Source organism: Pseudomonas sp. GW456-12-1-14-TSB6, assembly GCF_059424205.1.
Genome location: NZ_JBWKZE010000034.1, coordinates 48,615 through 60,286 on the forward strand (window position 1 = coordinate 48,615; position 11,672 = coordinate 60,286).

Genomic DNA, 11,672 nt, shown 5'->3' on the forward strand with positions numbered 1-11,672 from the left:
TCAACGCGCGAATGACGCCCCGCAACAGGAGTTTCCATGACCACCCAAATTCCCGAACCGGATCTGAACTACCTGCAGAAAGTCCTGCTGGAAATGCTCGCGATTCCCAGTCCCACCGGGTTTACCGACACCATCGTGCGTTACGTCGCCGAGCGTCTGGAAGAACTTGGCATTCCCTTCGAGATGACCCGTCGCGGCACGATCCGCGCCACCCTCAAGGGCAAGAAAAACAGCCCCGACCGTGCGGTCTCGGCGCACCTGGATACCATCGGCGCCGCCGTGCGCGCGGTGAAAGACAACGGGCGTCTGACCCTGGCGCCGGTGGGCTGCTGGTCGAGCCGATTTGCCGAAGGCAGCCGCGTCAGCCTGTTCACCGACAACGGTGTGATTCGCGGCAGCGTGTTGCCATTGATGGCTTCCGGGCATGCCTTCAACACTGCCGTGGACGAGATGCCGATCAGTTGGGATCACGTCGAGCTGCGTCTGGACGCCTACTGCGCGACCCGCGCCGATTGCGATTCGCTGGGCATCAGCGTCGGCGATGTGGTGGCCTTCGACCCGCTGCCAGAGTTCACCGAAAGCGGCCACATCAGCGCCCGCCATCTGGACGACAAGGCCGGTGTCGCCGCGCTGCTGGCGGCGTTGAAAGCCATCGTCGACAGCGGTCAGGAGTTGATGATCGACTGCCATCCGCTGTTCACCATCACCGAGGAAACCGGCAGCGGCGCGGCGGCAGCGTTGCCGTGGGACGTCAGCGAATTCGTCGGCATCGACATCGCCCCGGTCGCGCCCGGTCAGCACTCCAGCGAACATGCGGTGAGTGTGGCAATGCAGGATTCCGGCGGGCCATACGACTATCACCTGTCGCGGCACCTGTTGCGTCTGGCCGGTGAGCACGAACTGCCGGTGCGCCGCGACCTGTTTCGCTATTACTTCAGCGATGCCCATTCGGCAGTGACTGCCGGCCACGACATCCGCACCGCCCTGCTCGCCTTCGGCTGCGACGCAACCCACGGCTACGAACGCACGCACATCGACAGCCTGGCGGCGCTCAGTCGTTTGCTGGGGGCGTACATTCTGAGTCCGCCGGTGTTCGCCAGCGATGCACAACCGGCCACCGGATCACTGGACCGCTTCAGTCACCAGATCGAACACGAAACGCAGATGGAGAGCGACACCCGTGTGCCGTCGGTGGACAGCCTGGTGGGGCAACGCTCGGACAGTTGAGTCTGGCCCTCGGCGGTCATTCGCCGTAGCATCCCGACATTGATTTAGCCGAGGTGCCCATGCTGATTCCCTACGACGCGCTCGAAGTCGACACCCTCACCCGCCTGATCGAGGATTTCGTCACCCGCGACGGTACCGACAACGGTGACGATACGCCGCTGGAAACCCGCGTACTGCGGGTTCGCCAGGCGCTGACCAAAGGCCAGGCATTGATTGTCTTCGATCCGGAAAGCGAGCAATGCCAGTTGATGCTCAAGCACGACGTGCCCAAGCACCTGTTCGACTGAAAACGGTCAGCGGCCCTTGCCGCTGGCCTGTTTGCGCTGGATCCGTTCGTAGACCTCGGCGCGATGCACGCCGATCTGCTCCGGCGCTTCGACGCCGAACCGCACGCTGGATCCGTTGACCGCCAGAACGCGCAGAGTGATGTTGTCGCCGATGGAAATCAGTTCCCCGACAACACGGCTGAGTACAAGCATGGGAGGTGTCCTTCAAGGTTTGCGAGCCTTGAAGATGCGCGGCTTTCGAGCGCCCTACAATGCATGCCGGGCAATTCAGTCATTCCCTACGCGCCAAGGCGCGCCAGCCTTCAGACGTTTCCTTCAGGCCTGAAATATTCAGCTCGCGGAAAACCGCGGCCCGAACAGGATCACACTCGCCCCGATCACACACAGCGCTACACCGATCCAGTCCGAACCCAACGGGCGGATGCGCTCGACCACCGCCAGCCAGCCAATCGAAGCAATGATGTAGATGCCGCCGTAAGCGGCGTAGGCGCGACCGGCGTAGGTCGCTTCGACGCGCGTCAACAGCAGCGCAAAGAGAGTCAGACTGATCAGTGCCGGGATCACCCACAAGGCGCTCTTGCCCTGGCGCAGCCACATCCAGAACGCGAAACAGCCGGCGATTTCGAAAAGCGCTGCGAGGAAGAACCACAGGTAATTGAGCATGCAAGACATCTCGTCAGGGTGACTGTTGCGGCCACCCTAACGATGCGGCGAACCCCGGGCAAGTTCAGCCGTTGTTTTGTTTGGCCTTGGCGCGCATCTTTTCCGCCATCGCGGTCATTTCGTTGTACAGCAACTGCGGATTCTTCTGTTTGAGCGCCCAGGCCATGCGCCCTTGTTCGTGGGGCAGGATCATGAACTCGCCGGCTGCGACCTGCTTGTAGATGTAATCGGCAATGTCACTGGCGGTAATTGGCGAACTTTCCAGCAACTTGCCGACCTGGGCTTTCATCGCCGGTGTCGGGCCACGGAAAGAATCCAGCAGATTGGTCTGGAAGAACGACGGGCAGACCACATGCACACCGATTTCCTGCTGGGCCAGTTCGATCAACAGGCTTTCCGACAGCGCCACCACTCCGGCCTTGGCCACGTTGTAGTTGCTCATCGCCGGGCCCTGCATCAGCGCGGCCATCGAGGCGATGTTGATGATCTTGCCCTTGCTCTGCTCCAACAGCGGCAGGAACGCCTTGCAGCCCTTGACCACGCCCATCAGGTTGATCGCGATCTGCCAGTCCCAGTCTTCCAGCGACAGCTCGCTGAAGAAACCGCCCGAGGCCACACCGGCGTTGTTGACGATGATGTCGATGCCGCCAAGTTTCACTTCGCAGGCCTGGGCGAACGCCGTCAGCTGGCTGTAATCGCGCACGTCGCAGCGCTGGATGAAGCCGTCGCCACCGGCCTCGCGAACCAATTTCAGGGTCTCTTGCAAACCGGGCTCGCTGACGTCGGACAAGGCCAGTTGCCAGCCTTCACGCGCCCAGCGCAGCGCGATTTCGCGACCCAGGCCAGAGCCCGCGCCAGTGATCATCATGCGATTTTGCATAGCAGACAGCCTTGTTGTTCCGGGGAAGATGCGCGGAGTGTAGCGAAGGATACGCAGCGACCCACGCTCCATCAGATTGCTGAATGGCGAGGGCAAACCGCGACAACAAACGAAATAAGCGAGCGAGCCAAATACCTTAAAAAAACATTGAATTTTCTTTCATGCGCATCAGTCGGAATTTGTAAGCCGGCTGGATTTAGTTCAACTTCCAGCTGCCCTTGAACACCAAGACTTCACAGACACTATCAACAAGGAAATAGACATGGGCACAATTCTAATCATCATCCTGATCCTGTTGCTGATCGGTGGTCTGCCGGTCTTCCCGCACTCCAGAAGTTGGGGTTATGGCCCTTCGGGCATTATCGGTGTAGTGCTGGTAGTCCTGTTGGTGCTGTTGTTACTCGGTCGGATATGACTGTTTGACCGACAAAAAAAAGAGGCCCTGTGAAGGGCCTCTTTTTTATTGTGCCGACTGATCAGTCCGGCTTGCCGTTAACCACACCGGCGGTGTTGTCGATCAGGCTCTTGGTCGCCGTTTGCAGGAACGCTTCGAGCTTGAGTTTCAGCTCGGCAGTGCGCGGTGCATCCGGTACCACTTCGGCGTGCGGGTTTGCACCCAGTTCGTATTGATAGATCTTCGGCGCCATTTCCTTCTCTTTCGGCAGCACCAGGATCTGATCAGCGGTGACGATGGCAGTGGTCTGCTCGCTGCCCGACGGCTTGATCACACCGAAACCGGTGTCACCCTGCGGCAGGTTCAGCAGATCGCGGCCCCAGCACTGATGGCGCACTTCCCCACCGAGGCGACCCATGATGGTCGGTACGATGTCGATCTGAGTGCCCACGGTGTGGTCACGGGTACCGAATTTTTCCTGGATGCCCGGTGCGATCATCAGCATCGGAACGTTGAAGCGGCCCAGATCCATTTCGGTGATCTGACGCTCGTTGCCGAAGCCGTGGTCGCCGACGATGACGAACAGGGTTTCCTTGAAGTACGGCTCCTTGCGGGCCTTCTCGAAGAACTGGCCCAGCGCCCAGTCCGCGTAACGCATGGCGGTCAGGTGCTCGTTGAGCGGGCCACGGTCGGTGACGCGCTCGACCGGCAACGGCGTCGGCAAGGCGTACGGCGTGTGGTTGGACAGGGTCTGCAGCAGCGCATAGAACGGCTTGCCGTTTTCCCGCGCCTTGAGCTCCACCAGACCACGGTCGAACATGTCCTGGTCGGACACGCCCCAGGTCGGATCGGAGAACACCGGGTTGACGAAGTCGTTGCGGCCGACGAAGTTGGTCATGCCCTGGTTGCTGAAGAAACCGGACTGGTTGTCCCAGGCAAAGTCACCGTTGTAGACGTACACGTCGTCATAGTCGCGAGCGCTGAGCAACTGCGGCAGGCCGGACAGCTTGTGGCTGCCTTCCGGGGTCTGCATCAGGTATTCGAAACCCGGCAGGTTCGGGAAGCACGCCATGGTGGCGAACATGCCCTGGTGGGTGTGGGTGCCGTTGGAGAAGAAACGGTCGAACAGCAGGCCTTCCTTCGACAGCTTGTCGAGGTACGGCGTGATGTTGCCCGGCGCGCCCAGTGCGCCCACCGAGTGACCGGCCATGCTTTCCATCAGGATCACGACGACGTTCTTGATCGGCAGGGTCTTGTCGGCAGGCGGCGTGTATTCACGACGCACGGCGGCGATATCGGCATCCACCAGTTTGTCGTCCGGCATCACCAGCATCTCGCGCACCACTTTCTGCGCCTGATCCTGCGGCAGCGTGGCTTTCCAGATGTTGTCGCGATCCTCGCCCATCCGGTCCTTGGCGGCCGCGATCAGCGACAGCGTGCCGTTGAGGCCGAGCTGGTTGGCGAAGTTCGAATCGGTGGTGTAAACGTCACCCCAGCGCAGCGGCGGGCCTTGACGCAGGGTGCCGCGAGCGGCGACCACGCAGATCAGCAGGCACACCACGAATACCGCCAGACGCGCATACCATGGCGCCACTTGACGGGTGCCGACGTTGCCACCGCTGAACGGGCCACGCGGACGGGTCAGACGATCGGCGCCCTTGAACGCCAAGGTCAGGATCAGCGTGCCCACGACCCACGCCAGCAGGTAACGCACCACCGGGAAACCGTACCAGAGCATGCTCATCACGGTTTTCGGGTCTTCTTTCACGTACTGGAACACCAGGCCGTTGAGGCGCTGGTGGAACTCGCGATAGAAGTCCATCTCCATCAGGCCGAGGAACAGCGCAATGCTCGAAGCAACGGTCAGCCACAGACGGAAGAACCCGCGCGCTGCCATGGCCCGGGCACTGAACAGCGCCAGCACCAGCGGAATGCAGACATACACCACCAGCCGAATATCGAAGCGCAGGCCGTTGGCGAAGGCTTCGAGGAAAGTCGAGGCCGGGGTGTCGAGGATCATCTCGCGGTTGTAGACCAGCAGCGCGAGGCGCAGCACGGAAAACATCACCATCATGACCAGCGCGCACAGAAGCGTGTAGGCTAGATGCGATTTGACGGTCGGTTGCAGCAGGCGACTGGAAGATCGCTGCTGACTCAGGGCGTCCGGGTTTGCCATGTCGTTTTAGGACCCATTGGAAGTTGAAGTTGCAAAAATTCAGCTGCGCCCTGCCCTCTGTTGGCCATTCCAGGCCCCGGGGCTTGCGCGGAGCGCAAATGTTGCACGATCACCGGCGGCATTGCCATTGATTAGTACCCGCTGCCGGACACTTTCATTCAAGGCACAGCGCGGCGGGACAGGTACAAACAGCGCGGGCGAATTGTCTTGGAGACTTTGTGAAAATTTCGTTCAACGCATATCCGGAAACACAATAAACCTGGAAAACAAAACGCCCCGAGTTCTTCGGGGCGTTTACAGATGAACGCGATGTTTACTTCTCGGCGCGTTCTTTCAAGGCTTTCAGGGTATTGAACGGTGCGTCGACCACAAACTTGTTGGCAATCATGGAAGGCACGCTGCCGCCCGGCTCGGTGTGAACCTGATAGGTCACTTCAACCTGATCGCCCTTTGGCACGAACTTCCAGAAGCCTTTGACCTGAGCGACCCGCACAAAGCCCTTTTCTTCAGGCAGGTATTTCGGCACGCCTTCCAGATTACGGGTCAGGCTGCCATCGGCACCTTCAACGGTGGTGACATGCAGGATGGAATCACGCGGGGTAACCGGCCATGGCGTGTTGAACTGGGTGTAGGTCCAGCTCTGGTCGCCTTCGTGCTTGAGCAGTTTCTGGGTCTTGCACTCGTGAATCCAGGCGCACGCACCGGAAACGTCTTCCTGCAAGGCGCGCAGTTTGGCGATGGTGGTCTTCATCATGGTCACGCCCTGATAAGACTTGTAGTCCGAACCCGGCACTTCGCTCAGAGAGACCTTGATGCCGTCCTCGTTCTTGGCGACTTTCCAGTCTTCAGCCTGGGCGGCCGAGGTGGCCAGCACGGCAGTCAAACCACACAACACAGCGATACGATGCAGCGAACCCATAGTCTTATTCCTTATTGTTGAAGTTCCGTTCGTTTGACACATCACGCCGCCGTCATCTGCTCCCACCAGCCGAGCAGTCTGATCGCGTCTTCCTGGCTGCTGCCGCAGACTTCGGGATCGGCCTTGAATCCTGAACAGACCGCCGGGCGTTCCGGTCGGCCGAAAATGTTGCACAGGTTATCGACCGACAACTGAACGCAGCGTTCACCGGCAGGTTTGCCATCGGGCATGCCTGGAATCGGCGAACTGATGGAAGGGGCAATGCAGCAGGCGCCACAGCCTTCACGGCATTTCATGAGGACGCGTTCCTCGCAGCGGGCAATGTGTTAAAGGGACGCCGAACAGGGTAACCGCTTAAACGGCTGTTTTAAATTGCCTGAACCGGGGTTTTTACGCAGAAACAAAAGTGACTGACCAGTCTCCGACAAAGCGTCTGGTCTGCGGGTCACCGATGGGGAAGATTTATTGCTTGAACTCGAAATCCAGTGCTGCACCTTCGACTTCCCGGCGCTCCTCATTGCGCAGTTGCAGCTGCATTTCGTTGCTGAGCAATCGGCCGTTGAGCTGGAACCCGCTGTTCTTGTCGCCGAACATCTGCGGCAGGATCGGCTCACGCTTGGGCAGCGTCACGGAACCGGGAGGCTTCAATTCCTGAACCATGTCTTTCGGCAGGCTCAAATCGAGCTTCGCAGGCGGCAGCGGCGTCTTGGCCACCTCCTTCGCCGATTTCGACTTGGAGGCTACCGGGGCGCGCTTCTTGGCGGGAGCAGCCTTTTTCTGCGGTGTTTTTTTCGCTGGAACGGTTTTCTTGGCCGTGACCGGTTTTTTTGCCGTGGCAGTCGCCGGCGTCTTTTCCTGAGCCGCCGCCATGGCGCCAGGGACCTGACCCATCATCAGCAGGCAGAGCACAACCCAGGCGGCAGAAAATTTCGCTTTCATGAACCCAACGAAGCTAACGGCAGAGGGCCATATGCTCGCCTGTTGGACGTCACATGACAAGCTCCGCCATTGTTTCAAAATCCGCCGGCCATCTCCTGGCAGAGCTGCGTTGCCAACATGCCGAGGGTCATCAGCGCCCGTTCCGCCTCGCGATTCCACGGGATGCCGCAGTTCAACCGGATGCAGTGGTTGAATTGCTCGGTGTTGCTGAAGATCAACCCCGGCGCAATGCTGATGCCCTGTTGCAGCGCCCGCACGTGCAATTCCTGGGTGTTGACCCGTCCCGGCAGGCTGACCCACAGAATGAATCCGCCGGTCGGCCGGGTCATCTGTGTGCCTTCGGGAAAGTGCTGCTGAACCGCCAGCTGGAATGCGCTGAGATTTTTCCGGTATTCCTGGCGGATGTACCGTAAATGCCGGTCATAGCCGCCGTTTTCCAGGTAGGCCGCGATAGCCATTTGGGTGACGCTGCACGCGGAATGGGTGCTGAAAGTCTGCAAGCGCTGGATTTCCTGCTGGTACTTGCCGGCGATCATCCAGCCGATGCGCACACCGGGCGATAACGTCTTGGAGAAACTCGAGCAATAGATCACCCGGTCGAGCCGGTCGTAGGCCTTGAGCGACTTGGTGCGGCCCTGCTCGAACATCAACTCGCCGTAGATGTCGTCTTCGACGATCTGGATATCGAAGTCCGAAGCCAGGCGCAGCAGTTGTTTCTGCCGCTCTTCGGGCATGGTGCCGCCGAGTGGATTGCTCAGGCGCGTGGTCAGCACCAGCGCCTTGATCGACCATTGGTTCGCCGCCAGTTGCAGGGCTTCGAGGCTCATGCCGGTGGCGGGGTCGCTGGGGATCTCGATGACCTTCAAGCCCAGCAGATCCGCCAGTTGCAGCAGTCCGTAATAGGTCGGTGACTCGGCGGCGATCAGGTCGCCGGGGCGAGTCAGCACCCGCAACGACATCTGCAATGCATCGACGCAACCGTGGGTGATCACCACTTCCGAGGGATCAACCACCACGCCTGCATCGCGCATGCGGATCGCCACCTGCCGGCGCAGCGGCTCGAAACCGGGGCTGAACATGTAGCTGAACGCCCTGGGACTGTGAAACCGGGTGACCTTGGCCAACTGCTGATGCAGGGCGCGCACCGGCAAATAATCGACACTCGGCACCGCCGCACCCAGCGGGAACACGCCTTCACGACGGGATTCGACCAATACTTGCTGAATGATGCTGCTGCGGGTGACAAGGCCTGGCCGTTCCACCCGGGCAATGTCCGGTGTGGGCGCGGTCAGTGCGGGAGTCTGGTGCACGTAGTAGCCGGACTGCGGTCGCGCGCGGATCAGGCCCTGATCCTCGAGATTGGCGTAAGCCTGCAACACCGTGGCATGGCTGACGTTGAGCTGCGAACTCATCTTGCGCACCGAAGGCACGCGCTCGCCCGGTTGATAGACGCCACGGCGGATATCTTCGGCCAGCTGTTGAGCAATACGTTGGTAGAGCAAGAGATTGGTCATGACGCAGCACTCGATTTCACGGGCGTTTTATTCTTGTGTGAAACAATACCGGAACAGTTTGGAAGTGTACTGGGACAGTTGCCATATTAGTCAACCATACAGTGCTGTGTCGGTTAAATCTGTACTGCTTTGTGAGGTAATCGACAGACGTAAAAAAGCCCGGTGCTGCCTGACAGCCCGGGCTTTCCAGTAACGCCACCCTCAGCGGGCGGCGCCGAGCTGGCCTTTTTCGTCGGAGAACACGATTTCCACTCGACGGTTCTGCGCACGCCCACGTTCGGAAGCATTGGCGTCCACCGGGTATTCGTCGCCGTAACCTTCGACCTGAATGCGTTTTTCGTCGATGCCCAGGTCCGTCAACACGTCGGCCACCGACTGCGCGCGATCGCGGGACAACTTGAGGTTTTCCTGCTTGCCGCCGGTGCTGTCGGTGTAGCCCTCGATGCGCACGACGCGTTTCGGGTTCAGTTGCAGAAACTGTACGATCTTCAGTACCACGCGGTTCGCCGAGTTTTTCAGTTCGGCCTCACCGGTGTCGAACAGCACGTCACCCAAGGTCATCACCAGACCACGGTCGGTTTGGGTAGTGGCCAGTGCAACGATCTGTTCTTCCAGCCATTTGCCCTGCTGTTGCACACTCAGCAGCTTGGACTCGCGCAGGGCCAGTTGCAGGCGCTGGCGTTCAAGTTCCAGTTTCGCTGCCCGCTCTTCGTTGAGGACCTGGTTGGTGTGCTCACGGGCGATTTCGCTGTAGCGCTGACTCAGGTAGGCGTAATGCACCACGTCCGAGCCGCTGCCCCAGTACGTCGACAGACGATCGGCACGGGCCAGCGACTCACCGGCGCGGATCACGTCTTTCGGCGCGATACGCAGCACGTTGGAATCTTCCTTGACCTTCTGGAAGTCGGCGCTGGCCTGCTGCAATGCCGATTCGCTGTGCTGACCGGCGCAGCCGTAAAGGCTGGCGCAACCGGCGAGGATCAAAGTGCTCAGGGCTTTGGACTTCAGGCTCATTGGGCATCCCCCAGTTGCTTGCGCAGTCGGACGATGCGGGTGTTGAGCACGTTCACTTGTTCTTCGCTCTTCTGAGTCAGGACTTTGGCTTCCGCCAGGCGCGCGTCGAGTTCGGCCTGTTCGAAGCGCATCCGCGCATTCTTGTAAGACTCACCCGCCATGCTGCCTTTGGCCCGGTTGAACTTGTCCTCGGCCAGTTTCATTTCCGGCACGTCTTCGGCGGTGGCGCCCACGGCTTTGGCTTGCTCAAGGGCCTGCTCTGTCAGGCGCATTTGTTCGTTGGGTGCCGGATCGCTGGCGCAACCGGCCAGGACCAGAACGGCCATGGCCGCGAAAAGAAGTCGATTACTCACTAAGAATCCCTACTGTTTTGGGGCGCTGACAGGTGGTTGCGGCGGCTGTTGCTGCTGCGCCTTCCAGCGCTCGATGTTGCGTTGCAGCGCGGCTTCCGTCAGGCCGGACGCGGGCAATTCTGTCATCTTTTTGGCCAGCTGTCCGCGCAACCACGGATCGTTGCAGGCCGAGTTGTGCGAAACCGCCAGGAACAGACCGGGGCGGTCGATGGGTTGTTCAAAAGCCAGCAGATCATTGGCCATGCCCAGTGCCTGCGCGGCCGCCATGCCTGAGTAGCGACCGGCGAGTACATATTCCACCTCGCCCAGCAGAAGTTTCTGAAACGCCTGTGTCAGGTTTGCCGTACGGATCAGGGTCAATTGCTGCTCGGCGAAAGTGCCGAATGCCGGGGTCATTCGAGACTTTTCCGACAAGCCTCCGGTATGCCCGTGCAGGTCCTTGGCTTCGCTGTAAACCAGCGTCGAGCCCTTGCGTGTCCACACCAGGTAATCGTTTTCCAGCAACGGCGGGTGAATGTAGTCGAGGTTTTCCAGCTCATTGAAGGTCAGCGGCGCGTCGGCCAGCATGTCCATACGTCCGCTGCGCACTTCGTCGAGGGCCTGGGAACGCTTGCCGGCGTACAGCAGATCGACTTTGATCCCCAGCTCCTGGGCCACTTGCTTCAGCAGATCGGCACTGGCACCCATCAGTTGTTTGGGGTTCTGCGGATCCTGCCAGAGGTATGGCGGCGCATCCGGGCTGCCGGTGACAACCAGCCGCTCGCACTTGCCCGCCGCCACTGACAAGCCCGGCAACAATGCCAGCCCCAGCAACCACGAGCAGCTCAACCGACGATGCAGATCCATGGCGAAACGCTCCCACTCAAATCCCGGTGTCTAGTCCTGAAATAGGTTTACACCTGTCTCATCCTAACGCCCGATGCACTGCATCGGGCGTTTTGTATTTTAAGGACAGGTGCGGGCGCTCCTGGTTGTAGATCAAGATCGCCTCCCGCACCATTTGCTCCGCTTGCGCCAAGTCTGTCGGCCGGTGGAGCAAGAGCTCTGTCTTCAAGATGCCGTTGACCCGCTCTGCCAGGGCGTTTTGGTAGCAGTCGTAGCCATCAGTCATTGAGCACGTGATGCCATGCTTGGCATGGAGCTTTTGATAAAGCGCCGAGCAGTACTGCACACCTCGATCTGAGTGATGAACCAGTTTCTGGCATGTTCGACGCGTCTTCAAAGCCATACGCAAGGCTTGAGCCACCGAGTCGGCATGTAAGCTGCTATGCACGTGATAGCCGACTATTTTTCTCGAGAAGGCATC

The 11,672-nt window shown here is 59.9% G+C and carries 15 protein-coding genes; 3 read left to right on the forward strand and 12 right to left on the reverse strand.

Features of this window, described 5'->3' with window-relative positions; translation table 11 throughout:
• Positions 1 to 36 precede the first annotated feature (36 nt).
• Positions 37 to 1,227, forward strand: coding sequence for an osmoprotectant NAGGN system M42 family peptidase (locus tag AC07Y2_RS24790; RefSeq protein WP_007950879.1), 1,191 nt, complete (start codon positions 37 to 39; stop codon positions 1,225 to 1,227).
• Between the two features lie 59 nt (positions 1,228 to 1,286).
• On the forward strand, positions 1,287 to 1,514 hold the full coding sequence (locus AC07Y2_RS24795; RefSeq protein WP_003192759.1) for a YheU family protein: 228 nt from the start codon (positions 1,287 to 1,289) through the stop codon (positions 1,512 to 1,514).
• 6 nt (positions 1,515 to 1,520) lie between these two features.
• Here AC07Y2_RS24795 and csrA read toward each other — a convergent pair whose 3' ends face one another.
• The 3 genes from csrA to AC07Y2_RS24810 form a co-directional block, all read right to left on the reverse strand.
• Positions 1,521 to 1,706 carry a carbon storage regulator CsrA gene (csrA, locus tag AC07Y2_RS24800; protein ID WP_039770603.1) on the reverse strand — a complete coding sequence of 62 codons (186 nt, stop codon included), beginning with the start codon at positions 1,704 to 1,706 and terminating at the stop codon, positions 1,521 to 1,523.
• A gap of 138 nt (positions 1,707 to 1,844) precedes the next feature.
• Positions 1,845 to 2,177 (reverse strand): YnfA family protein, encoded by a 333-nt coding sequence (locus AC07Y2_RS24805; protein ID WP_007950874.1) that lies wholly within the window; start codon positions 2,175 to 2,177, stop codon positions 1,845 to 1,847.
• Positions 2,178 to 2,241: 64 nt separating this feature from the next.
• Positions 2,242 to 3,057: an SDR family oxidoreductase gene (locus AC07Y2_RS24810; protein WP_039770605.1), complete on the reverse strand. Its 816-nt coding sequence runs from the start codon at positions 3,055 to 3,057 to the stop codon at positions 2,242 to 2,244.
• 256 nt (positions 3,058 to 3,313) lie between these two features.
• Here AC07Y2_RS24810 and AC07Y2_RS24815 point away from each other — a divergent pair, with 256 nt between their 5' ends.
• Positions 3,314 to 3,472 (forward strand): DUF3309 family protein, encoded by a 159-nt coding sequence (locus AC07Y2_RS24815; RefSeq protein ID WP_169432680.1) that lies wholly within the window; start codon positions 3,314 to 3,316, stop codon positions 3,470 to 3,472.
• A 61-nt stretch (positions 3,473 to 3,533) separates the two neighbouring features.
• Here AC07Y2_RS24815 and AC07Y2_RS24820 read toward each other — a convergent pair whose 3' ends face one another.
• The 9 genes from AC07Y2_RS24820 to AC07Y2_RS24860 all read right to left on the reverse strand — a co-directional run.
• Entirely contained in the window at positions 3,534 to 5,627 is a 2,094-nt protein-coding gene (locus tag AC07Y2_RS24820) for an LTA synthase family protein (protein WP_039770607.1), read from the reverse strand.
• Between the two features lie 313 nt (positions 5,628 to 5,940).
• The gene (locus AC07Y2_RS24825; protein WP_039770609.1) at positions 5,941 to 6,546 is read right to left on the reverse strand and encodes an START domain-containing protein; all 606 of its coding nucleotides are present in this window, start codon (positions 6,544 to 6,546) and stop codon (positions 5,941 to 5,943) included.
• Positions 6,547 to 6,587: 41 nt separating this feature from the next.
• Positions 6,588 to 6,842, reverse strand: a complete 255-nt coding sequence (locus tag AC07Y2_RS24830) for a YkgJ family cysteine cluster protein (protein ID WP_007950870.1) — start codon at positions 6,840 to 6,842, stop codon at positions 6,588 to 6,590.
• A 166-nt stretch (positions 6,843 to 7,008) separates the two neighbouring features.
• Positions 7,009 to 7,485: a translation initiation factor 2 gene (locus AC07Y2_RS24835; protein ID WP_074688066.1), complete on the reverse strand. Its 477-nt coding sequence runs from the start codon at positions 7,483 to 7,485 to the stop codon at positions 7,009 to 7,011.
• A 74-nt stretch (positions 7,486 to 7,559) separates the two neighbouring features.
• On the reverse strand, positions 7,560 to 8,999 hold the full coding sequence (locus AC07Y2_RS24840) for an aminotransferase-like domain-containing protein (RefSeq protein WP_039770612.1): 1,440 nt from the start codon (positions 8,997 to 8,999) through the stop codon (positions 7,560 to 7,562).
• A gap of 201 nt (positions 9,000 to 9,200) precedes the next feature.
• Positions 9,201 to 10,013 carry an OmpA family protein gene (locus AC07Y2_RS24845; RefSeq protein ID WP_103387096.1) on the reverse strand — a complete coding sequence of 271 codons (813 nt, stop codon included), beginning with the start codon at positions 10,011 to 10,013 and terminating at the stop codon, positions 9,201 to 9,203.
• Complete coding sequence (locus tag AC07Y2_RS24850; RefSeq protein WP_170844868.1) at positions 10,010 to 10,366, reverse strand: DUF4398 domain-containing protein; 357 nt, start codon at positions 10,364 to 10,366, stop codon at positions 10,010 to 10,012. The genes AC07Y2_RS24845 and AC07Y2_RS24850 overlap by 4 nt, the downstream gene beginning before the upstream one ends.
• Positions 10,367 to 10,375: 9 nt before the next feature.
• Entirely contained in the window at positions 10,376 to 11,212 is an 837-nt protein-coding gene (locus tag AC07Y2_RS24855; RefSeq protein ID WP_103387097.1) for a substrate-binding periplasmic protein, read from the reverse strand.
• Positions 11,213 to 11,270: 58 nt separating this feature from the next.
• Positions 11,271 to 11,672: transposase (locus AC07Y2_RS24860; RefSeq protein ID WP_494990419.1), on the reverse strand; the 402-nt coding region annotated here is incomplete at its 5' end.

Excerpts from the sequence above, each read along its gene's own strand:
- AC07Y2_RS24820 (WP_039770607.1), bottom strand. The coding sequence starts at position 5,627 with ATGGCAAACCCGGACGCCCTGAGTCAGCAGCGATCTTCCAGTCGCCTG.
- AC07Y2_RS24830 (WP_007950870.1), bottom strand. The coding sequence starts at position 6,842 with ATGAAATGCCGTGAAGGCTGTGGCGCCTGCTGCATTGCCCCTTCCATC.
- AC07Y2_RS24855 (WP_103387097.1), bottom strand. The coding sequence starts at position 11,212 with ATGGATCTGCATCGTCGGTTGAGCTGCTCGTGGTTGCTGGGGCTGGCA.
- AC07Y2_RS24825 (WP_039770609.1), bottom strand. The coding sequence starts at position 6,546 with ATGGGTTCGCTGCATCGTATCGCTGTGTTGTGTGGTTTGACTGCCGTG.
- AC07Y2_RS24795 (WP_003192759.1), top strand. The coding sequence starts at position 1,287 with ATGCTGATTCCCTACGACGCGCTCGAAGTCGACACCCTCACCCGCCTG.
- AC07Y2_RS24840 (WP_039770612.1), bottom strand. The coding sequence starts at position 8,999 with ATGACCAATCTCTTGCTCTACCAACGTATTGCTCAACAGCTGGCCGAA.
- AC07Y2_RS24790 (WP_007950879.1), top strand. The coding sequence starts at position 37 with ATGACCACCCAAATTCCCGAACCGGATCTGAACTACCTGCAGAAAGTC.
- csrA (WP_039770603.1), bottom strand. The coding sequence starts at position 1,706 with ATGCTTGTACTCAGCCGTGTTGTCGGGGAACTGATTTCCATCGGCGAC.
- AC07Y2_RS24810 (WP_039770605.1), bottom strand. The coding sequence starts at position 3,057 with ATGCAAAATCGCATGATGATCACTGGCGCGGGCTCTGGCCTGGGTCGC.
- AC07Y2_RS24835 (WP_074688066.1), bottom strand. The coding sequence starts at position 7,485 with ATGAAAGCGAAATTTTCTGCCGCCTGGGTTGTGCTCTGCCTGCTGATG.
- AC07Y2_RS24805 (WP_007950874.1), bottom strand. The coding sequence starts at position 2,177 with ATGCTCAATTACCTGTGGTTCTTCCTCGCAGCGCTTTTCGAAATCGCC.
- AC07Y2_RS24845 (WP_103387096.1), bottom strand. The coding sequence starts at position 10,013 with ATGAGCCTGAAGTCCAAAGCCCTGAGCACTTTGATCCTCGCCGGTTGC.